Annotated in this window: 20 protein-coding genes; 10 read left to right on the top strand and 10 right to left on the bottom strand. The window is 72.5% G+C overall.

What is annotated here, in order from left to right; all coding sequences use genetic code 11:
* Positions 1-91: 91 nt before the first annotated feature.
* A complete protein-coding gene (locus tag ABNF97_RS09135) occupies positions 92-640 on the bottom strand; it encodes a hypothetical protein (protein WP_130462394.1) in 549 nt (182 codons plus the stop codon).
* A gap of 107 nt (positions 641-747) precedes the next feature.
* On the opposite strand from ABNF97_RS09135, the gene ABNF97_RS09130 reads away from it, so the two are divergent.
* A complete protein-coding gene (locus ABNF97_RS09130; protein WP_130462393.1) occupies positions 748-1,998 on the top strand; it encodes a GNAT family N-acetyltransferase in 1,251 nt (416 codons plus the stop codon).
* 38 nt (positions 1,999-2,036) lie between these two features.
* Positions 2,037-2,360, top strand: coding sequence for a hypothetical protein (locus ABNF97_RS09125; protein WP_130462392.1), 324 nt, complete (start codon positions 2,037-2,039; stop codon positions 2,358-2,360).
* Between the two features lie 16 nt (positions 2,361-2,376).
* Here the strand turns inward: ABNF97_RS09125 and ABNF97_RS09120 are convergent, their stop codons facing one another.
* From ABNF97_RS09120 to ABNF97_RS09110, 3 genes are all read right to left on the bottom strand, one after another.
* Positions 2,377-2,850, bottom strand: a complete 474-nt coding sequence (locus tag ABNF97_RS09120) for a ribose-5-phosphate isomerase (protein ID WP_130462391.1) — start codon at positions 2,848-2,850, stop codon at positions 2,377-2,379.
* A 159-nt stretch (positions 2,851-3,009) separates the two neighbouring features.
* On the bottom strand, positions 3,010-4,275 hold the full coding sequence (locus ABNF97_RS09115; RefSeq protein WP_349338227.1) for a DUF1015 family protein: 1,266 nt from the start codon (positions 4,273-4,275) through the stop codon (positions 3,010-3,012).
* 139 nt (positions 4,276-4,414) lie between these two features.
* Positions 4,415-5,044: a mycothiol-dependent nitroreductase Rv2466c family protein gene (locus ABNF97_RS09110; protein ID WP_349338226.1), complete on the bottom strand. Its 630-nt coding sequence runs from the start codon at positions 5,042-5,044 to the stop codon at positions 4,415-4,417.
* Between the two features lie 219 nt (positions 5,045-5,263).
* On the opposite strand from ABNF97_RS09110, the gene pepN reads away from it, so the two are divergent.
* Entirely contained in the window at positions 5,264-7,816 is a 2,553-nt protein-coding gene (gene pepN / locus ABNF97_RS09105) for an aminopeptidase N (protein WP_349338250.1), read from the top strand.
* A gap of 103 nt (positions 7,817-7,919) precedes the next feature.
* Positions 7,920-8,483: a Uma2 family endonuclease gene (locus ABNF97_RS09100; RefSeq protein ID WP_349338225.1), complete on the top strand. Its 564-nt coding sequence runs from the start codon at positions 7,920-7,922 to the stop codon at positions 8,481-8,483.
* A 114-nt stretch (positions 8,484-8,597) separates the two neighbouring features.
* Here the strand turns inward: ABNF97_RS09100 and ABNF97_RS09095 are convergent, their stop codons facing one another.
* The 4 genes from ABNF97_RS09095 to ABNF97_RS09080 all read right to left on the bottom strand — a co-directional run bounded on the left by ABNF97_RS09095 (position 8,598) and on the right by ABNF97_RS09080 (position 11,844).
* Positions 8,598-9,026 carry a DUF5130 family protein gene (locus ABNF97_RS09095; RefSeq protein WP_130465887.1) on the bottom strand — a complete coding sequence of 143 codons (429 nt, stop codon included), beginning with the start codon at positions 9,024-9,026 and terminating at the stop codon, positions 8,598-8,600.
* 4 nt (positions 9,027-9,030) lie between these two features.
* Positions 9,031-9,333: an aa3-type cytochrome oxidase subunit CtaJ gene (ctaJ, locus tag ABNF97_RS09090; protein ID WP_502930467.1), complete on the bottom strand. Its 303-nt coding sequence runs from the start codon at positions 9,331-9,333 to the stop codon at positions 9,031-9,033.
* Between the two features lie 194 nt (positions 9,334-9,527).
* A complete protein-coding gene (gene kynU, locus ABNF97_RS09085) occupies positions 9,528-10,808 on the bottom strand; it encodes a kynureninase (protein WP_130462388.1) in 1,281 nt (426 codons plus the stop codon).
* Positions 10,809-10,950: 142 nt separating this feature from the next.
* Positions 10,951-11,844 (bottom strand): tryptophan 2,3-dioxygenase, encoded by an 894-nt coding sequence (locus ABNF97_RS09080; RefSeq protein ID WP_349338248.1) that lies wholly within the window; start codon positions 11,842-11,844, stop codon positions 10,951-10,953.
* 275 nt (positions 11,845-12,119) lie between these two features.
* Between ABNF97_RS09080 and ABNF97_RS09075 the strand changes: the two genes are divergently transcribed.
* The 3 genes from ABNF97_RS09075 to ABNF97_RS09065 all read left to right on the top strand — a co-directional run bounded on the left by ABNF97_RS09075 (position 12,120) and on the right by ABNF97_RS09065 (position 14,082).
* Entirely contained in the window at positions 12,120-12,572 is a 453-nt protein-coding gene (locus ABNF97_RS09075; protein ID WP_130465885.1) for an AsnC family transcriptional regulator, read from the top strand.
* A gap of 147 nt (positions 12,573-12,719) precedes the next feature.
* Positions 12,720-13,241 carry a hypothetical protein gene (locus ABNF97_RS09070; protein WP_349338224.1) on the top strand — a complete coding sequence of 174 codons (522 nt, stop codon included), beginning with the start codon at positions 12,720-12,722 and terminating at the stop codon, positions 13,239-13,241.
* A gap of 13 nt (positions 13,242-13,254) precedes the next feature.
* Positions 13,255-14,082, top strand: a complete 828-nt coding sequence (locus ABNF97_RS09065; RefSeq protein WP_349338223.1) for a class F sortase — start codon at positions 13,255-13,257, stop codon at positions 14,080-14,082.
* 38 nt (positions 14,083-14,120) lie between these two features.
* Here the strand turns inward: ABNF97_RS09065 and ABNF97_RS09060 are convergent, their stop codons facing one another.
* The gene (locus ABNF97_RS09060) at positions 14,121-14,654 is read right to left on the bottom strand and encodes an HNH endonuclease (protein WP_130462385.1); all 534 of its coding nucleotides are present in this window, start codon (positions 14,652-14,654) and stop codon (positions 14,121-14,123) included.
* A gap of 383 nt (positions 14,655-15,037) precedes the next feature.
* Between ABNF97_RS09060 and ABNF97_RS09055 the strand changes: the two genes are divergently transcribed.
* From ABNF97_RS09055 to ABNF97_RS09045, 3 genes are all read left to right on the top strand, one after another.
* On the top strand, positions 15,038-16,072 hold the full coding sequence (locus tag ABNF97_RS09055; protein WP_130465883.1) for a mechanosensitive ion channel domain-containing protein: 1,035 nt from the start codon (positions 15,038-15,040) through the stop codon (positions 16,070-16,072).
* 347 nt (positions 16,073-16,419) lie between these two features.
* Positions 16,420-17,790, top strand: a complete 1,371-nt coding sequence (locus ABNF97_RS09050) for an MFS transporter (RefSeq protein ID WP_349338222.1) — start codon at positions 16,420-16,422, stop codon at positions 17,788-17,790.
* Positions 17,791-17,961: 171 nt separating this feature from the next.
* A complete protein-coding gene (locus ABNF97_RS09045; protein ID WP_130462383.1) occupies positions 17,962-18,393 on the top strand; it encodes a globin domain-containing protein in 432 nt (143 codons plus the stop codon).
* Between the two features lie 26 nt (positions 18,394-18,419).
* On the opposite strand, the gene ABNF97_RS09040 is transcribed toward ABNF97_RS09045, so the two are convergent.
* Positions 18,420-19,022 (bottom strand): YbjN domain-containing protein, encoded by a 603-nt coding sequence (locus tag ABNF97_RS09040; RefSeq protein ID WP_130462382.1) that lies wholly within the window; start codon positions 19,020-19,022, stop codon positions 18,420-18,422.
* Between the last annotated feature and the right edge of the window lie 128 nt (positions 19,023-19,150).

Raw genomic sequence — 19,150 nt, 5'->3', positions numbered from 1 at the left:
AACCTCCAGTGGAGGACGGAGACCGAATAGTAGCGCCGAGTAATCGGACGCCACGCGCTCAGTAACTATCGAGTGACCAAATTGTGATTTGTCACCCGAGCCCGGCCACCCAGTTCCACAGGTCGACCACCCACCCGGTCTGGCGCAGGTACGCCACCCCGACCCCGGCCAGGAAGATCCCGGTGACCAGGTGCGCGCCCCGGGCACTGCGGCGGATCCGGCCGAGCTGACGCTCCCAGACCACCCGGCCGACCAGCCGGGCCAGCGCGAAGAGGCCGACCGCGACGAAGAGGGTCAGCACGAAGGTGACCACCGGACTGGTCAGGTCGCCCCGCGACGAGATCGCCCAGATTCCCCAGCAGACGAAGGCGAAGAGGCCGCCCATCATGCTCCAGTGCCGTCCGATGCGCAGCTGGCGCCAGTGGTAGCCGGGCGGAAGCTGCTGCCGCTCCTGCTCCATCACCGGCCACCCGGTGCCGGTCGGCTCGTGCGGCGCCTCCGGCTCGGTACGCGGCCGCGGCACCCCGACCTGCGCCACACCCCGCCGGAATCCCTCGGTCCCCGGCGGCATCCCCGGTCCCTCCGCACCGGGCGGCATCTCGACGGTCCGCTCGGCCCACGGCTGCGTCTGGTCTGCCATCTGTCCTGTCCTCCCCATCGGGTCGGGCCCGAACCCGTCCCCAGTTCCGAGGGTAACCAGCCGGTAAACACCTCGCCGAGCCGGCGTGGATCGGTTAGACAGGATCGATGACCGCCACGACGCTCGGATCAGAGCCACCGATCGAGGTCGGCGCCCCGGCCGACTGGGCCGCCATCGCCACCCTGCTGTACGCCGCCTACCACGCACTGCCGGACGAGGACGAGGCGGAGGCGGGCCAGGCTCTCACCGAACCGGAACGGTCGCTGCTGATCCGCTCCGGGGACGCCGTGGTGGCGCACGCGGCGGCGTTCACCCGGGAGCTGACCGTGCCGGGTGCGGTCGTACCTGCCGCGCACGTGACCAGGGTCGCGGTGGCGGCCACCCATCGCCGGCAGGGTCTGCTCAGCCGGCTGATGCGCCGACAGCTGCGGGACGTCCGGGCTGCCGGCCGGGAGCCGATCGCGGTGCTCTGGGCCAGCGAGGGGCAGATCTATCCCCGGTTCGGCTACGGCCAGGCGGCGCAACGGTGGCGCCTGGACGTGCAGACCGCCGGGCTGCGCCTGGCCGAGCCGGACGGGACCGGACCGAGGACAACGCTGCGCACCGGCGACCCGGTCGCGCTGCGACCCGCGCTCGCCGCCCTCTGGGACCGGCTCCGCCGGGACCGGCCGGGCTGGTCCAGCCGGACCGACCCGTGGTGGCGGTACCTGTTGATCGACAACCCCGCCCAGCGGTCCGGCGCGACGGCCCGGCAGGTCATACTCGCCGAGACGGCGGACGGGCCGGTCGGCTACGCCCTGTGGCGGGTCCGGCCCGGACAGGACGACCGAGGACCACGGTGCAGCGTACTTCTCGACGAGCTGGTGGCCGCCGACCCAGCGGCCTACGCGGCGCTGTGGCGGTTCCTGGTCGGCATCGACCTGACCCGGAACGTGCGGTACGACTTCGCCGCCACCGACGAGCCGGTGCAGCACCTGGCCGACGAGGTACGCCAGCTCGGTGCCCGGCTCGACCACGGGCTCTGGGTCCGGATCGTGGACCTGCCGGCGGCGCTGACGGCCCGCGGATACGCCACCGACGTCGACGTCGTACTGGAGGTCACCGACCCGCTGCTGCCGGAGAACGCGGGACGGTGGCGGTTGACCGCCGCGGCCGGCACCGCCCGGTGTGGCCGGACCGACGACCCGGCCGATCTCGCCTGCGACGTACGCGATCTCGCCACCGCCTACCTCGGCGGCCCCTCCCTCGCCGCGCTGGCCGCCGCCGGGCGGGTCCGGGAGATCCGTCCCGGCGCCCTGGCCCGGACCTCCGCCGCGTTCGGCTGGCACCGAGCGCCCGCCGGCCTCGGAATCTTCTGAGTCAGGACCGGCAGGCCATCGACCGGTAGTGTCGAGGCATGACCGACCCGGAGCGCCGACGGCGGAGACTGCGCCATGACCCGGCGAGCGGCAGCGGCGGTCCACCCGGGGAGAGCCAGCGCGGCGGCGACCCGGGCACCGGGCCGGGAGCCGCGCCGGGCGGCGGAGACGACCGGGACGCGGAACGCGGCCTGCGCGGGCTGATCGGCTCGGGCGCCTCCCAGGTGAGCGTCGGGGCGGCGATGCGGGCCCGGGACGCGGCCCGGCCCACCGAGGCCGATCTGGCCGAGGCGGCCGAACGGCTGGTGCTGGTCCGGCGCAACTGGGTACCTCGGGAGGAGCTGCCGCGCGGCGGCCGCTGACCGGCGGGGTCGGCGGCTACGACGCCGGCAGCGCCGGCAGCGCACCGGAGCGCTCGTACTCGGCGACCTGCCTGATCCGCCGCGCGTGCCGCTCGTTGCCGGAGAACGGCGTGGTGAGGAACGCCTCCACGATCGCGGTCGCCTCGTCCAGGGTGTGCTGGCGGGCACCGATCGCGACCACGTTCGCGTCGTTGTGCTCCCTGGCGAGCTGGGCGATCTCGACGCTCCAGGCGAGCGCCGCCCGTATTCCGGCCACCTTGTTGGCGGCGATCTGCTCGCCGTTGCCCGAGCCACCGATCACCACGCCCAGGCTGCCCGCGTCGGCCACCACCCGGGCCCCGGCGTGCAGGCAGAACGCCGGATAGTCGTCGTCCGGGTCGAAGAGGAACGGCCCGACGTCCACCAGTTCGTAGTCCTGCTTGGCCAGATGGTTGGCCAGGTGCACCTTGAGTTCGTAGCCGGCATGGTCGGATCCCAGATAGACGCGCATACCGCGCAGTCTGTCAGCCCGACGCGGCCACCCGCCGGCAGGCACGGCGACAGCCGAACAGATCACAGGAGTGGTCGCGGCCCGAGACCCGTCCGATTGGCCGGAGACACCGGTTGGAGACGCCGGTTGGAGACATCGGCCGGCGGACCGGCCGCGCCGTCAGCCCCGGTGCGCCTCCGTCGTGTCCCGGCCGAGTTCGGCCAGCACCAGGCCGGCGCGGGCCTTCGGGGTGAACCAGGTGCTCTTCCGGGGCATCTTCTGCCGGGCCAGGTTGACCGCGACGAAGTCCCGCACGGTCACCGGAGCGATCAGGATCGCCAACTCCGCCCGGCCCGCGTCGACCTCGCCGACCAGCCACCGCGCCGGGTAGTCCCCACCGACGTACGTGATCCGCTTGTCACCCGGGTCCAGCCCGAGCGCCTCCCGCAGCAGCACCCGCTCGACGAGCGCATGGTCCAGGTTCTCCACCCCACCGCCCTGACCGGTGGGGAGCGTGACCGCGTAGGTCGCGCCGGCAGTGTAGAGCTGGATCGTGCCGCCGGAGTCCGGCACCGCCGCCGGACCGGCCACCGGCTCGACCCCGGCGCCGGCGGCGCGCAGCCGGTCGAGCAGCTCGTCCGGGGTACTGGTCAGCTCGCTGACCAGCCGGTTGTACGGCTGGATCGCCACCGAGGCGGGTGTGGTGATCACCGCGAGGAACCGGGGCAGCTCACCGATCTGCGCGGCCAGGCTGCGGTGGTTTCCGTCCGCGACGACCAGCTCACCGGCGCCGGCCAGCGCCAGCAGCTCGTCCTGGCCGGCCCCCGGCCCGAGCAGCCAGATGGCGTGGGTACGCCCGGCCTGGTCGGTGTCGGTCGCGGCGGGCGGACCGGCCTCGTCGGTGGCCTCGGCCAACGCCCGGTGCAGCGCCTCGCCGGTCTCCCGCCCCGGCCCGCCGGCACCCTCGCCGGCGGCCCGGTTACCGGTCTGGAGCAGCAGTACCGGCGAGAGGAGATGACCGGTCGCCTCGGCCAGCGCCACCCGCTCGCGCACCTTGGCGATGAAGACGTCCTCGTTCCGGATCACCAGTCCGGGCTCGTCCGCGCTGGTGGAGATCTGGTCGGTGTCGACCATGGCGAACATCCCGTAACCGGGCGCCTCACCGGGCGCGGTGATCCGGTAGAGCACCACGACCTGCTCGGCCGGGGTGTAGCTGCCGTCGGCCCGGGCCTGCGCCAACCGGGCCACCGCGGCGGGCAGCGCGTCGGTGAAGGACCGCCCGAGGCTCTCCGGCGCCCGGTGCGGCATCTCGATCGCGAGTGCGCTGGCGGGGTTGTCCCGGATGATCGCCGTGATCTCGGCGTCGTCGGCGAACTCGTCGTAGTTCTGGGCGCCGGTGCCGCCGGTGGTGACCCAGGCGCGGCGGATCGGATGCACGACCGTCATGTGCGGGAACGCTACCGGCGGTGCCGGACCCGGCGTACGGACACCCCGGCGGTTTCCACCCCGTGGGCGGCGACCCGGCCGGTGGCGTACCGGCCGGGTCGCCCGCCCCGGGCGATCAGTGCACCGGGTTGCAGAGGATTCAGTCGAAGCTCGGCGCCTCGGTACGGGTCCGCTTCAGCTCGTAGAAACCGGGGGTGCCGGCGACCAGGAGTACGCCGTCCCAGAGCCGGCCGGCCGCCTCCCCCCGAGGGGCGGGCGTGATCACCGGACCGAAGAACGCGACGGTCTGGCCCGGCACCGGGCCGGGAGCGTGGATCACCGGTGTGCCGACGTCCTGGCCGACCGGCATCATCCCGGCGTCGTGGCTGGCCCGCAGCGCCTCGTCGTACCCGGTCGAGTCGGCAGCCTCGGCCAGCGCCGGGTCCAGCCCGACCTCGGCCAGCGCCGCCCGGTACAGCTCCGGTCCCCGGTCCTCCCGACCGAGGTGGATCCGGTTGCCGAGCGCGGTGTAGAGCCTGCCGACCGCCTCGGCACCGTGCCGCTGCTCGACCGCGATGCAGATCCGCACCGGGCCCCAGGCGGTCTTCAGCCCTTCCCGGTACTCCTCGGGAAGGTCGTCCCGGCCCTCGTTGAGCGCCGAAAGGCTCATCACCCGGAACCGGATGTCGACCGGCCTGACCTTCTCCACCTCCAGCAGCCAGCGGGAGGTGATCCAGGCCCAGGGGCAGATCGGGTCGAAGAACATGTCAACGGACGCGCGCTCGGACACGGCGCGACTCCCTTCGTCGTCTGGGAGGCCGGAATCGGCGACACCGTTACAGATCTTCACCCCGCAGACCCCCCGCCGACAGCGGGATGAGACCGTGACCTGGAGCACCGGTGGCGTTTCCGCCGGCATGAAACACTCAACGTCGAGCCGTGGGGATGGCTCGACGCTGTCGACGGGGACAGTCAGCGGGCAGACCGGATGGAGATTCACGTGCCAGGAGTGCGCAACCTGACCCAGGTCGAGGCGACGGAGCGGGGTCGTCTACTGGACGTCACCGGCTATGACATCCGCCTGGACCTGTCGTCTGCGGGGCGGGGCGCCCAGGCCCGCACCTTCCGCTCGACGACGGAGGTCCGGTTCCGGTGCGCCGAGCCGGGCGCCAGCACCTTCATCGAGGTGGCGGCGGATTCGGTACGGTCCGCGACGCTGAACGGCTCCCCGGTCGACCTCTCCGGGTGGTCGGCCGAGGACGGGCTCATCCTGACCGGCCTGTCCGCCGAGAACACCCTGGTCGTCGACGCCGACTTCCTCTACTCCTCCAGCGGGCAGGGGATGCACCGCAGCGTCGATCCGGTGGACGGCGAGACCTATCTCTACAGCCAGTTCGAGACCGCCGACGCCCAGCGGGTCTTCGCCTGCTTCGACCAGCCGGACCTGAAGAGCGTCTTCACCTGGCACGCGACCGTGCCGGCACACTGGCGGGTCGTCTCCAACATGCCGGTGAGCGGCGAGGAGCCGGCGGACGCGGAGACCAAGACGGTCCGGTTCGCCGAGTCGGTCCGGATGAGCACCTACATCACCGCGCTCTGCGCCGGCCCCTACCACGAGGTGCGGTTCACCCACGACGGCGTCGACCTCGGATACTTCTGCCGGACCAGCATGGCGCGGTACCTCGACGCGACGGACCTGCACCTGATCACCACCCAGGGCTTCGACTTCTTCCAGCGGCAGTTCGGCGTCCGTTACCCGCTGCCCAAGTACGACCAGGTGTGGGTGCCGGACTTCAACGCCGGCGCGATGGAGAACTTCGGCTGTGTCACGCACGCCGAGGCGCACTACCTGTTCCGCTCCCAGGAGACCGACTTCGAGTACGAGCAGCGGGCCAACACGATCCTGCACGAGCTGGCCCACATGTGGTTCGGCAACCTGGTCACCATGCGCTGGTGGAACGACCTGTGGCTGAACGAGTCGTTCGCCGAGTGGGCCAGCCACTGGGCCAACACCAACGCCACCCGGTTCGGCGACGCCTGGACGACCTTCCTCTCCGTCCGGAAGAACTGGGGCTACCGGCAGGACCAGCTCTCCTCCACCCACCCGGTCTACTGCGAGATGCCGGACCTGGAGGCCGTCGAGGTCAACTTCGACGGCATCACGTACGCCAAGGGCGCCAGCGTGCTCAAGCAGCTGGTGGCGTACGTCGGCGAGGCGCCGTTCCTGGAGGGCCTGCGCAGCTACTTCGGCAGGTACGCCTGGAGCAACGCCACCTTCGACGACCTGCTGACCGAGTTGGAGGCGGCCTCCGGGCGGGAACTGCGCAAGTTCGCCGCGGAGTGGCTGGAGACCTCGCAGGTCAACACGCTCCGCCCGGAGGTGTCGATCGGCCCGGACGGCAGGTACGAGTCGGTGGTGGTCCGGCAGGAGGCGGCGAACGAGCACCCGACGCTGCGTACCCACCGGATCGGGATCGGCCTCTACGACCTGCGGGGCGACCGACTGGTCCGGCGGGACCGGATCGAGGTCGACGTCGCTGGCGAGCGTACCGAGCTGCCCCAGCTCACCGGAGTGGCGGCACCGGACGTGCTGCTGCTCAACGACGACGACCTGACCTATGCCAAGCTGCGGCTGGACGAGCGGTCGATGGCGACGGTGGTGCGGCACATCGCCGCGTTCGAGTCCTCGCTGGCCCGTGGCCTGTGCTGGGCCGCCGCCTGGGACATGGTCCGGGACGCCGAACTGGCCGCCCGGGACTACGTGGCGCTGGCCCTGGCCGGGCTGCCCGCCGAGACCGACATCAACCTGGTCACCGCGACACTGCGGCAGGTCTCCGCCACGCTCACCTCGTACGCCACGCCGGAGTGGGCGCCGACCGGCTGGGCGCGGTTCGCCCGTACCGCGGCGACCGCGGTGCGCGCCGCCGAGCCGGGTAGCGGCCTGCAACTGACCTGGGCCCGGACCTACACCTCGGCGGCCCGCAGCGACGAGGAGTTGGCCGTGCTCCGGGGTTGGCTGGACGGTGCGGAGGTGCCGGACGGGCTGACCGTCGACACCGAACTGCGCTGGTCGGTGCTGCGTGCCCTGGTCGCGGGTGGCGCGGCGGGACCGGCCGACATCGACGCCGAGCTGGCCGCGGACCGGACGTCGAGCGGCGAGCGGGAGGCAGCGCTCGCCCACGCGCTGCTGCCCACCGCCGAGAACAAGCAGGCGGTGTGGCGCACCCTGACCGGGGACGAGGCACTGCCGAACTGGCGGCACCGGGCGCTGCTGCAGGGCTTCCAGCACCCGGCGCAGGTCGAGCTGACCGCCCCGTACGCCGAGCGGTTCTTCCAGGTCGTCGGCCAGGTATGGAAGAGCCGGGACAGCGAGCCGGCGCAGGAGTTCGTCATGCTCGCCTATCCGGCGTACCAGATCACCGACGAGACCGTCCGGCTGACCGATGCCTGGCTGGCCGAGCCGGGCCATCCGGCGCCGCTGCGCCGGCTGGTCGCCGAGGGGCGGGACGGCGTGGTGCGGGCGCTGGGGGCCCGGGCCAGGGACGCGGCGTCACCGGCCTGACCTCACCGCCGGACGGGCCGCCCGCCGAACCGACCGCACCAGGCGGTGCGGGGCGGTGGCCGGCCGGTCCGGGCCGTTAGGCTTCCCGATGGAGGTGGATTCGATGGCCCAACCGCGCTACGAGTGGCATCCGCCCGAGCAGGGGTGGACCGAGGACGATCTGCGCACCCTGCCCGCGGACGGGCACCGCTACGAGATCATCGACGGGAGCCTCCACGTGACCCCTCCGGCCGACTTCCAGCATCACGAGCTGGCCGACGAAATCCGCGCTGCCCTACGCGCCGCCATCCCACCGAAGTGGCGGGTGATCCGGGAGATCGGTCTACGGGTACCGGGGGGCAACGCGATTCCGGACATCACGGTGCTGCGGCCGAACGCCCCGCAGGACGCGATGTGGGCTGATCCGGAGGACGTGGCGCTGGTGGTCGAGGTGGAGTCGCCGAGCAGCCGCCGGCACGACCGGTTCACCAAGCTGGGCCTGTACGCCGAGGCCGGCATCGAGTCGTACTGGCGGATCGAACGGACCGAGCGGGGCCCGGTCGCCCACCTCTACCTGCGCGCGCCCGCCGGCCATTACGAGCTGCACCGCTCCGTCCCGCCGACCGGCACCGAACTGGTCGAGCTGCCGTTCCCGGTACGGGTCGCGCCCGGCACCTGGTTGGCCTGACCGGCCGCCGAGCCGGCCCGGACGTCGTCGGCGTCCAGCCGGGCCCGCGCGTCGATGCCGACCCCCGGCGGACGCCCCGGGGGCGGGCGAAGGGCGGGCCGGACGGCTGCGGCGTCAGGCGGAGCTGCGGGCCCGGCTGGCGAGCTGGTCCAGGCCGCTGACAATGCCGCCGGCGAGGTCGCCGCCGCCGAAGGCGGCCACCATGGAGAGCGCGGCGAGCTTGGCGTCCCGGTCCGGGATCCGCTTGCGTGCCTCGGCCCCGGTGACGATCTCCAGCACCCGCTGGTTCGGCGAGAGCGCGAGCAGTACGGCGCGGGCCGGCTCTACCAGCTCCAGGTGCAGCCGCTGCGCATCCTCGCGTACCGGCTCGGTCAGCGGACCGACGTAGACGGTGAAGACCAGCCCGGTGGACTCGTCGGCGATCCGCAGCGCCTCGTCGATCCGGAGGAGCTGGCGGGTGGTGAACGGCCCGTCGAGCACGTTCGGCCGGGCGGTGCTGCCCGCCGGCCCGTCCCCGGCCCCGGGCCGCTCGGCCGTCGACACGCTCTTACCAGCGGTCACTTGCGCCCCCTGTCACGCCGGCGCGCTTCGGCGCGCCGATGGTCTCGATCTCCCCGCTGGTCAACGCCCGGGTCTCCACACCGGCCGGCAGCGCGGCCCGGGCGGACTCGGTCAGGTGCTCGGGCGAGGAGAGGAACCAGACCGGCGTGAACTCGAAGGGCCGCCCCGGGCGGTAACGCCGGGCGTGCCGGCCGCTCCGGCCGGCCCCGGCCAACACCGTGATCAGAAGTATCGCGGCGGCCGGGATGCCAACGAAGACCAGCAACGTGTCGGAAACAGACAACCTCAACGCCCCCAGGCGAAAACGGGATCATCGTGCCCGGTCGGAGTGGGTGACGAAAGCGTCCACCTGACCGATCCGGTCGTCGTTCACGGTATCGGAAACCGCCACCCAGCAGATCTCGGGGTGCCGATCCCGGCCGTAACCGGCCGGCGCCCGCCCGCCCCGAGGCCCTGGCGGGGACGCCCGGTCGGCGGTCCGGATCATGCCTCGTCGACGAGCCGGGCCAGCGCCTCGGCCGCCCGCCAGCAGTCGTGGTACGTCGAGTACAGCGGGACCGGGGCCAGCCGGATCACGTCCGGCTCCCGGTCGTCGACGAGCACCCCGTACTCCCGGGACAGCCGCCCGGTCAGCGCGGCGGCCCCGCCCCGGCCGATCCGGACGGAGAGCTGGCAGCCGCGCCGGGCCGGCTCGCGCGGGGTGAGCACGGCAAGCGGCCGCCCGGGAGTGATCTGGTCGAGCAGTCCTTCGAGGTAGCCGGTCAACCGCTCGCTGCGGGCCCGCAGCGCGGGCATCCCGACCTGTTCGAAGATGGCCAGGGCGCTGCGCATCGGCGCCATCGCCAGCACCGGCGGATTGGAGATCAGCCACGCCTCCACGGTGGCCGGCGGCCTGGAGACCGGGGCCATCTCGAACCGGGTCGCCTCGTCAGTGCCCCACCAGCCCTCGAACCGGTCCATCGCCGGGTCGCCGAGGTGCCGCTCATGCACGAATGCCCCGGCCAGCGCCCCCGGCCCCGAGTTCAGGTACTTGTAGGTGCACCAGGCGGCGAAGTCCACGTCCCAGTCGTGCAGCGCCAGCGGCACGTTGCCGACCGCGTGCGCGAGGTCCCAGCCGACCAGGGCGCCGGCCCGGTGCCCGGCCCGGGTGATCTCCGGGATGTCCATCAGCTCCCCGGTCAGGTAGTTGACCCCGCCGAGCAGCACCAGCGCGACCCGGTGCCCCTCGCGGTCGAGGTGGTCGACCACGTCCTCGGTACGCAGGTTCTCCTCGCCGGGGCGGGGGCGCAGCCGGACGACGGTCTCGTCCGGGTCCAGCCCGTGGTGCCGGGCCTGGCTGCGCACCGCGTAGCTGTCGGACGGGAAGGCGCCGTCCTCGATCAGGATCCGGTCCCGGCCGGCCTCCGGCCGGTAGAAGGAGACCATCAGCAGGTGCAGGTTGACCGTGAGCGAGTTCATCACCACGGTCTCGGCCGGCAGCGCGCCGACCAGCGACGCGCTCGGCCCGGTGAGCGCGCGGTACGACGGCACCCAGGGCCGGTCGCCGGCGAAGTGGCCGGAGACGCCGAGCCGGGCCCAGGTCTCCAGCTCGGCCTCCAGGTCGGCGCGGGCGGCCCGGGGTTGCAGCCCGAGCGAGTTGCCGACCAGGTAGGCGGCCTCGGCGTACCGGCCGCCCTCGGCCGGAGGGACGTGGAAGAGGTGCCGGTGACCCGGGTCGGCCTCGTCGCGGCGCCGGGCCGCCTCCTCCTGCTCCGGGGTGGTCATCCGCTCGTCAACTCCTCTGTCGCCCGCCCTCGGGGCCTCTGTCGCCCGCCCTCGGGTCCTCGTTCGCTCGCCCTCAGACCTCGTTCACTCGCCCTCGGGTCCTCGTTCGCTCGCCCTCGGAACGGAACGGTAGCCGCCGGCACTACATCTCCGTCCGGGCAGCCCACAGCTCGGGGAAGACCTCCCGGGCCATGCTCCGGCGCAGCCAGGCCGCGCCCGCCGACCCGCCGGTACCGACCTTGGCACCCATGGTTCGGCGTACCGCCTTCAGGTGCTGGTGCCGCCAGTCGTCGAACTGTTCGGCGATCTCCACCAGCGTCTCGCCCAGCTGCCGCAGGTGGTTGTCCGGGCCGGTGTCGGCGTAGATCTCCACCCAGGCGGCGGTCAGCTCGGCGCTCGGCTCGGCCTCGGCGGAGAAGTCCCGATGCGACAGCGCGGCCGGCAGGTCGAAGCCCCGGCGGGCCAGCAGGGCGGCCACCTCGTCCCAGACACTCGGCGCTCGGAGCGTCTCGACAAGTTCCGCGTGGACCTTCGGCTGCCGATGGAACGGCCGGACCATGCTGGCGGACTTCAACCCGAGCAGGAACTCCAGCTGCCGGTACATCGCGGACTGGAACCCGGAGCCCTCGCCGAGCAGGTTGCGGAACCGGTTGAAGTCGGCGGGGGTCATCCAGCGCAGTCCCCGCCAGGCCGCGTTCAGCCCCTCCAGGTGCAGGGCGGCCCGGTGCAGCGGGGCGAGCGCGCCCCACAGGTCGTCGGCGCGCAGCCGCTGCCGCGCCTCGCGCAACTCGAAGCAGGTCAGCCCGAAGTACAGCTCCATGATCTGGCTGACCATCAGGAACGACATCTCGCCGGGATCCCGGCTCAGCGGCTGCTGGAGGCGATGCAGCGTACTGGCGTGCACGTACTCGTCGTACGGCGTACGTCCGACCGGTTCCAGGGTCGGCTCGCCGCCGTTCGCCGCCGCCCGGGCCGCCCGCTGCGCCGCGTTCACCGGACGTACCCGGGGTCGACCAGGTCGCCGCTGCCGCTGGATGCTCTCCACCGTCGCCTCCGTTCCGTGCCCGCTGCCGGGTTCGTGGCCCGCTGCCGGATTCTTCGTGGCCCGCTGCCGGGTTCGAGTTGGCCCGCACTGCGTTCCGTGGCCCGCTACCGTCATGATCTCGCCGCCGACGCCGCGGACGGAATGCCGGACCAACGGCGGTAGGGGCTCAAGTCCAGCGCTTGTGTGGTTGGCCGGCGGATTGGCTTAACGTTTGAAAGGTCGATCCGGAGTACGGGGTCAGGTCAGGCGAGAGTGAGCAGACGATGATGGACGAGATGGACTGGGCACTGCTGCGGGAACTCCAGGCGGATGCCCGGCTCTCCTTCAGCGAACTCTCCCGCCGGGTCCACCTCTCGCCACCGGCCGTCGCCGAACGGGTCCGCCGGCTGGAGGAATCCGGTGTGGTGACCGGGTACCACGCACACGTCGACCTGGCCCGGGCCGGCCGGAACGTGGTCGCGATGATCCGGATGTCCTGTTACGGAGCCCGATGCATCCTCCGGGACCCGGAGGTGCCGGACTGGCCGGAGATCCTGGAGATACACCGGATCACCGGGGACGCCTGCTCGATGCTCAAGGTGGCGGCCGAGTCGATCGAGACGTTCGAGCGGGTGATCGACCGTCTCGCCCCGTACGGCCAGCCGTCGAGCACGATGGTGCTCTCCAGTCCGCTGGACTGGCACCCGGTACTCCCGGTTCCGCCCGCGTCAGGAGGTTGACCAGGGCGACCGTCTGTTCTCAGCCGCCCGGGAGCGTGTGTGCGCCCGGTCGGTGGGAAGACGTCCCGGGACGGTGGCCGCGCACCCGACCCGCGCCCGACGCGACGGGTGCCCGGCCGAGGGGTTGCACCGCCGGGGAGGGAAGTCATGCTCACTGCCAAGGTCGTCGGCCGTACGATCGCCGCCGGCGTCACCGTCGCCACCCTGGTTCCCGGGCCACTGTTCGGAAACGTGAGCGCGGTACGGGCCGGACCGAACACGTTCGTCGAGGTCACCCCGAACACCGCCCAGGCGGGTACCCGGGTCAACATCCGGGCGAGTTGCGACGGCGCGAACAACCAGCAGGCCACGGTGCACTCGGACGCGTTCGGCCGGGTGATCGTGCGCCCCGACAACGGCTTCCTGACCGGGTCGGTGACGATCCCGGGCAGCAAGGCCCCCGGGGCGTACGCGGTAAACCTGGCCTGCGAGCAGAACGGCAACAACGCCACCACCACGCTGACCGTGGTGAACATGAGTCAGGGCAGCCAGGGACCGGCCACCGGCGGTGGCGGTACGGCGGGCGGACCGGGCGGGACGCTGATGATCGCCGGTGGTCTCGGCATCGTCGTGCTGGCGCTCGGGTTCGGGGTGGCCGGCCGGCGGCGGCGTACCGAACCGGGTAGTTGACCCGCGGGCCGGCATGTTCCGCTTCTCCACGGGCGACGGCACGTGGCGGGGCCGGACCGGCCGTTGGTGGGCGCGTACCGCGCGGTGGCGACACCGCACGGCCCGGCTCGCCCGGCAGGCCACCGCGGCGAGCATCACCAGCCCGGATCCGGTCGACGGCACCCCGCCCGGCACCCTGGACACCGCGCCGCCCCGGTCGCCCCGGTGGGTGGGCCGACGCCGCTGGGCCCGCCGGCCCGGCCCGGTACCCGTGATCACCCTGCTGCTGGGCCTGCTTGTCACCCTCTTCGGGGTGCAGAGCGTCACCGGGATGGTCCTGCTGCCCAGCGGGCTGCCGTTCGGCGCCCCGGCACCGCCCCGCAAGTTTCCGGTGCTGGAGTCGAGCCCGCCGGTGGAGATCGGCATCCGGTCGCTCGATCTGACCGCGCCGGTGCACCCGGTCGGGGTGGCACCGGACGGCACCATCGAGGTGCCGGCGTCGGACCGCCGGGAGGAGGCCGGCTGGTACCGCCAGAGCCCGACCCCGGGTCAGTACGGGCCGTCGGTGATCGTCGGCCACGTCGACACCCGGACCGGACCGGCCGTCTTCCACGACCTGGCCGGGCTGCGCCCCGGCGCCAAGATCGAGATCGATCGGGAGGACCGGTCGGTGGCGGTCTTCGAGGTCAACTCCGTCAGGCGGTTCAACAAGTCCGATCTGCCGGTGGACCAGGTCTACGGCGACTTCAGCCGGCCGTCACTCCGGCTGATCACCTGCGGCGGTCGCTGGGTCGGCGGCTCCACCGGATACTCCGACAATGTCGTCGTGTTCGCGTCCCTGGTCTCGGCCCGGCACACCTGAGTCTCCGCCCGCCGGGGCGTGACCGGGGACGGGCGCTCTCAGGCCGCCTCGGCCTCGCACAGGTCCAGCCAGTCCGCCCAGCGTGGGTCCGGTGCCCGGTGCCCCAGCACCCGCCACGCGATGCCCTTCGGCGCGGTCGGCAGCGAGTGTAGCCGCCAGCCCAGCTCGGCCGGGGTCTTGTCACCCTTGGTGTGGTTGCACCGGGCGCAGGCCGCGACGACGTTCTCCCAGGCGTGCCGGCCGCCCCGGCTGCGCGGGAAGACGTGGTCGATGGTCTCGGCCGGGCCTCGGCAGTAGACACAGCGCCAGTTGTCACGGGCGAAGATCGCCCGGCGGGAGAGCCCGACGTGGGTCCGGTACGGCACCCGGACGAACCGGGTCAGCCGGACGACCGACGGCACCGGCAGGGAGTTGCGGGCACTGTGCAGGATCCCGTCCCCGTCTGCCACGCAGACGGCTTTGGCGGAGAGAACCAGAATGGCGGCTCGACGCACTGAAACGACACACAGCGGCTCATAGGTCGCATTGAGCACCAACGCTCCGGAGCCCGCCGTGGGTCGTATGTCAGGCATCGCGCTCACCCTCTCGGTTGTTTCCGGTCCGCTCCCTCGCCCGCCCGGTGCCGGCCCCGCCCCGGTGACCGGCCGAGCAGTACGCGACGACCGGCCGCCATGACCACGGCCGACGCCGGCAGATCACCGGCGTCCGTGCGCCAATAGTCCCCGATAGCTGGCGCGATTGCACGCACTAATCCGGGGTCCCGCAGAAAGCTTTCACGTCCCGTGGCAGGATGACCGGTTCCGTCCCCCACCCCGCCGGATGTCGGCGCGGGCGCGCCCCACGACGCGAGCGCCGTCGGCCACCGGCCGGCGGGTCGGCCGAGACGGGCGGACGCCGGTACGGTACGAAGGCACTCGTGAACCCCGCGACGCTGATCACCGCCGCCGTGCTCGGAATGCCGCTGGCCGAGACGCCGGCCCCCGGGACGCCGGACCCCACGCCGAGCTGCCTGGACAACCCGCTCTGCGATCAGGTCTACCGGGTGACCAGGTCGGCGTGGTTCGCCGAGGGGAGCAACCTCTTCCTGATCAAGCCGGCCACGATCCTGCTGATCCTGCTGGTGGCGGTCCTGCTGCGGTTCCTGCTGCACCGGACCATCAACCGGCTGGTACGAAGCACCTCGGAGAGCCGGATCCCGACGGTGCTCCGGCCGCTGCGGGAGCGTACGCCCAGTGCCGCGGGGGACCCACAGGCCGTCGTACCCGAACGGCGCCGGCAGCGGGCCGAGGCGATCGGCTCGGTACTGCGCAGCGCGACCACCGCGGTGGTCTTCGCGATCGCCGCGCTACAGATCCTCAGCGAACTCAGCTTCGACCTGGCCCCGTTGCTGGCCAGTGCCGGCATCGCCGGCCTGGCCCTCGGCTTCGGCGCCCAGACGCTGGTCAAGGATCTGCTGAGCGGGCTCTTCATGCTGCTGGAGGACCAGTACGGGGTCGGGGACACGGTGGACCTCGGCGAGGCGACCGGGGTGGTCGAGGCGGTCGGTCTGCGGATCACCACCGTCCGGGACGCCCGAGGAGTCGTCTGGTACATCCGCAACGGCGAGATCATCCGGGTCGGCAACAAGAGCCAGGGCTGGGCGATGGTCGTGGTGGACATGCCGATCGGCTTCGCCCGTACCGAGGAGGCCACGGCGGTACTGCGGACCGCCGCCGCCTCGGTCGCGGTCGACCCGGACTTCGCACCGGAGCTGGTGGAGCCGCCCGAGGTCGTCGGGGTCGAGCAGATCACCGTGGACGGCTCGGTGATCCGGACGGTCGCCAAGACGACCGCCGAGGGGCAGTTCGCAATCGCCCGGGAACTGCGCCGCCGGCTGGCCGAGGCGTTGGAGAACTCGGGCATCACCGCCGGCATCGCGGCGACCAGGATGTTCCCCCGGCCGTCGACCCCGCCGGGCGACGGCGAGACCGGCCAGGGTGGAGCGACCTGACCCGCCAGCGGCACAACCCGGCCGGCTAGGCCGGCACAGCCGGGCCGGCTACCCGGAACGGTGCTGGGCCACCTACGCCGGACGGTGCCGTGGGCGTACCGGATGGTCCGGCCAGAGAGCCGGCTGTCAGGGGTCGCGTACCGTGTGGGCGGTCCGGTATCGTCCGTTCGACCAGTCGGAGATGCGACGATCTATCCGTTTACCCTAGCCAGTCGTCATACGATCGGGCAGAATCCAGAACTAGCTCCCTCCCGGAGCGTAATGAAGACCTTGCTGATCCGAACGTCTAACGTTCCCGGCAGCCCCATCACATTTGGTCAGCGGTCGAGAACGATGGAGGCCCACCGGTGTCCGAAGAGACACACACTCCTGAGCGGCAGGCAACCTTTCGGGAAGTGTTCGCCCAGCGTGAATACCGGGCGGTCTTCGCGGCCACCGTACTGACCTGGACCGGGGACTATCTCGCCAAGGCCGCCGTCACGCTGCTGGTCTACCAGCAGAGCCAGTCCGTCGCCCTCTCCGCGGCCGCCTTCGCCACCAGTTACCTGCCGTGGCTGGTCGGTGGCCCACTGCTGACCACCCTCGCCGACCGGTACCCGTACCGGACCGTCATGGTGATCTGCGACCTGATCCGGCTGCCGCTGTACGCGGCCATCGCGATCGACGGGCTGGACACGCCGGTGATCCTGGCCCTGCTCTTCGCGGCGACCCTGGCAAATCCGCCCAGCCAGGCGGCCCGGTCCGCGATGCTCCCGCTCCTGCTCACCGGAGACCGGCTGGTCGTCGCGCTCTCCCTGCACGGCAGCGCGAGCCAGGCGGCACAGGTCCTCGGCTATGCCGTCGGGGCCGGCATCGCGCTCTACAGTCCGGCCCTGGCCCTGCTCCTCAACGCCGCCGCGTTCGGGGTCTCCGCGTCGATCCTCTGGTTCGGCGTCCGGCACCGGCCCGCCGTGCCGCCCGAGCACGGCCGGCGACACCTGCTCCGGGAGACCGGCGCCGGGTTCGCCCTGGTATTCGGCACCCCGGTGCTGCGGGCCATCGCGATCATGGTGTTCTGCGCGATGCTCTTCGCGATCGTCCCGGAGGGGTTGGCCGCGGCCTGGGCCACCGAGTTCGCGGGCACGGGCGCCGAGCGGAGCGCCACCCAGGCGCTGATCATGGTCGCCGCACCGGCCGGTTTCATCGTCGGTGGCCTGCTGGTCGGCCGGGCCGTCCGGCCGGACCTGCGCCGCGCCCTGGTGCGACCGTTCGCGGTACTCGCCCCGCTGGCCCTGGTGCCCGCGCTCCTCAACCCACCGCCGGCGGTGGTCGCGCTGCTGGCCGCGGTCTCGGGCTTCGCGGTCGCCGGGCTGCTGCCGGTGACGAACGGACTGTTCGTGCTCGCTCTGCCGCACGGCTACCGGGCCCGGGCCAACGGCGTGATGAACACCGGCGTACAGGTGGTGCAGGGCGTCGCGGTGCTCGCCACCGGCCTGCTGGCCGAGCGGTTCACCATTCCCGGGGTGGTGGGGCTGTGGAGCGCCGCCGGAGTGCTGCTGATGCTGCTGCTGGCACTGCACTGGCCGCGGTCCGAGCGGTTCGACGCGGCGATCGCGGCGGCCCAGCGCCGTTCCGCCGAGCGGGAGGCCGCGGCCGAGTCGGCCCCGGCCCGGCCGGGGCGTACGTCCCCGCCCAATCCCCGGCCGCCCTCCTCGGAGGCGGGCATCGGGGCTGTCTGAGGCGCAGCGGGCATCTTCTGGGCCTCTCGGGGCCGTCCGAGGCGGAGGCGGGCAGCTCGGGGCCGTCTGTGCCCCGCGCCAGGGCGGCGGTCGGCACGGTGTGAGGCACCCCGCACCCGGGGGACGGCTCCGGCTGCGGTCGATCGCCGAACCGGATGGCAGGATGGAGCGGTGAATCCCGCAGGTGAGCGAGAGCAGACCCGCCCGTCACCGACCTTCTACGAGGAGATCGGTGGCGAGCCCGCCTTCCGGCGACTGGTCGACGAGTTCTACGCGGGTGTCGCCACCGACCCGGTGCTCCGGCCGATGTACCCGGAGGAGGACCTCGGCCCGGCGGCGGATCGACTGAGGCTCTTCCTGATCCAGTACTGGGGTGGCCCGAACACCTACTCCGCGCAGCGGGGGCACCCCCGGCTGCGGATGCGGCACGCGCCGTACCGGGTCGGGCCGGTCGAGCGGGACGCCTGGCTGCGACACATGCGGCGGGCGATGGACCGGCTGGAGTTGTCGCCGGAGCAGGACGCGACCCTGTGGCAGTACCTCGAACGGGCCGCCTACTTCATGGTCAACACAATGGACGAGACGCCGGGGGCTGCGCACTGAGCGTCGGCCCCGGCAGCCGGTCGCGCCTAGAGCAGCGCGCCCTCGTCGTGCAGCCAGTCGACGAAGGTGGTCGCCACCGCGGCGCCGCAGTCCAGCATCTCGACGAGCAGGGCATCGTGCGCGCCGGCGCTCAACGGCACCTGCAACTCGGCGTAGATCGGCAGTTGGCCGCGCTCGGTGGGGTCACCGACGTACGCCTTACAGAACCGGCGGGTGTGGTTCCACTCGTTGACCACCCGGTAGGCCCGGTCGGCCCAGTCCGGCGGCACGGTGGAGTGTGGACGGGCCCGCATCACGAGGATCTCGTCGTCCGGCCCCTCCAGGGCGAACAGCACGGCGTGCCGCTCCCACATGGCCAGCAGGCTGCCGTCGCCGTCGGCGAGGTAGCGCACGTCGAGCAGGTCCAGCGCGTCACCGACCCGGCGTAGCGTCACCGGCGCGATCACCGGGGGGATCTCCCTGATCGAAGCCCGGTCCCCCGGCCGGGCATCGGGTTCCGGTCGGGAGTCGTGTTCCGGCTCCCGGGGGGCTGGCGGCCCGACTCGGACTGCGCCGTCCGACGGGATCCTGCTTCGAGTTTCCGGCTCGCCGCCACCGGCGTGGCCGGGGCGCCATGACCACCACGGCATCGCTTGCGCACCTCACTCCCCAGCGGATCCACGTGCCTACGTTGCGTTGGATCCGAGGCCCGACGGTACCCGTACAGCCGGCTTGAAGCACCCCCCCAACTACAGCCCCAGGACGGATGGACCATGCC

The organism is Plantactinospora sp. B6F1 (genome assembly GCF_040120695.1).
Taxonomy (GTDB): Bacteria; Actinomycetota; Actinomycetes; order Mycobacteriales; family Micromonosporaceae; genus Plantactinospora.
Note: the sequence above shows the minus strand (reverse complement) of the source record. Positions and strands in the feature narration are given on the sequence as shown.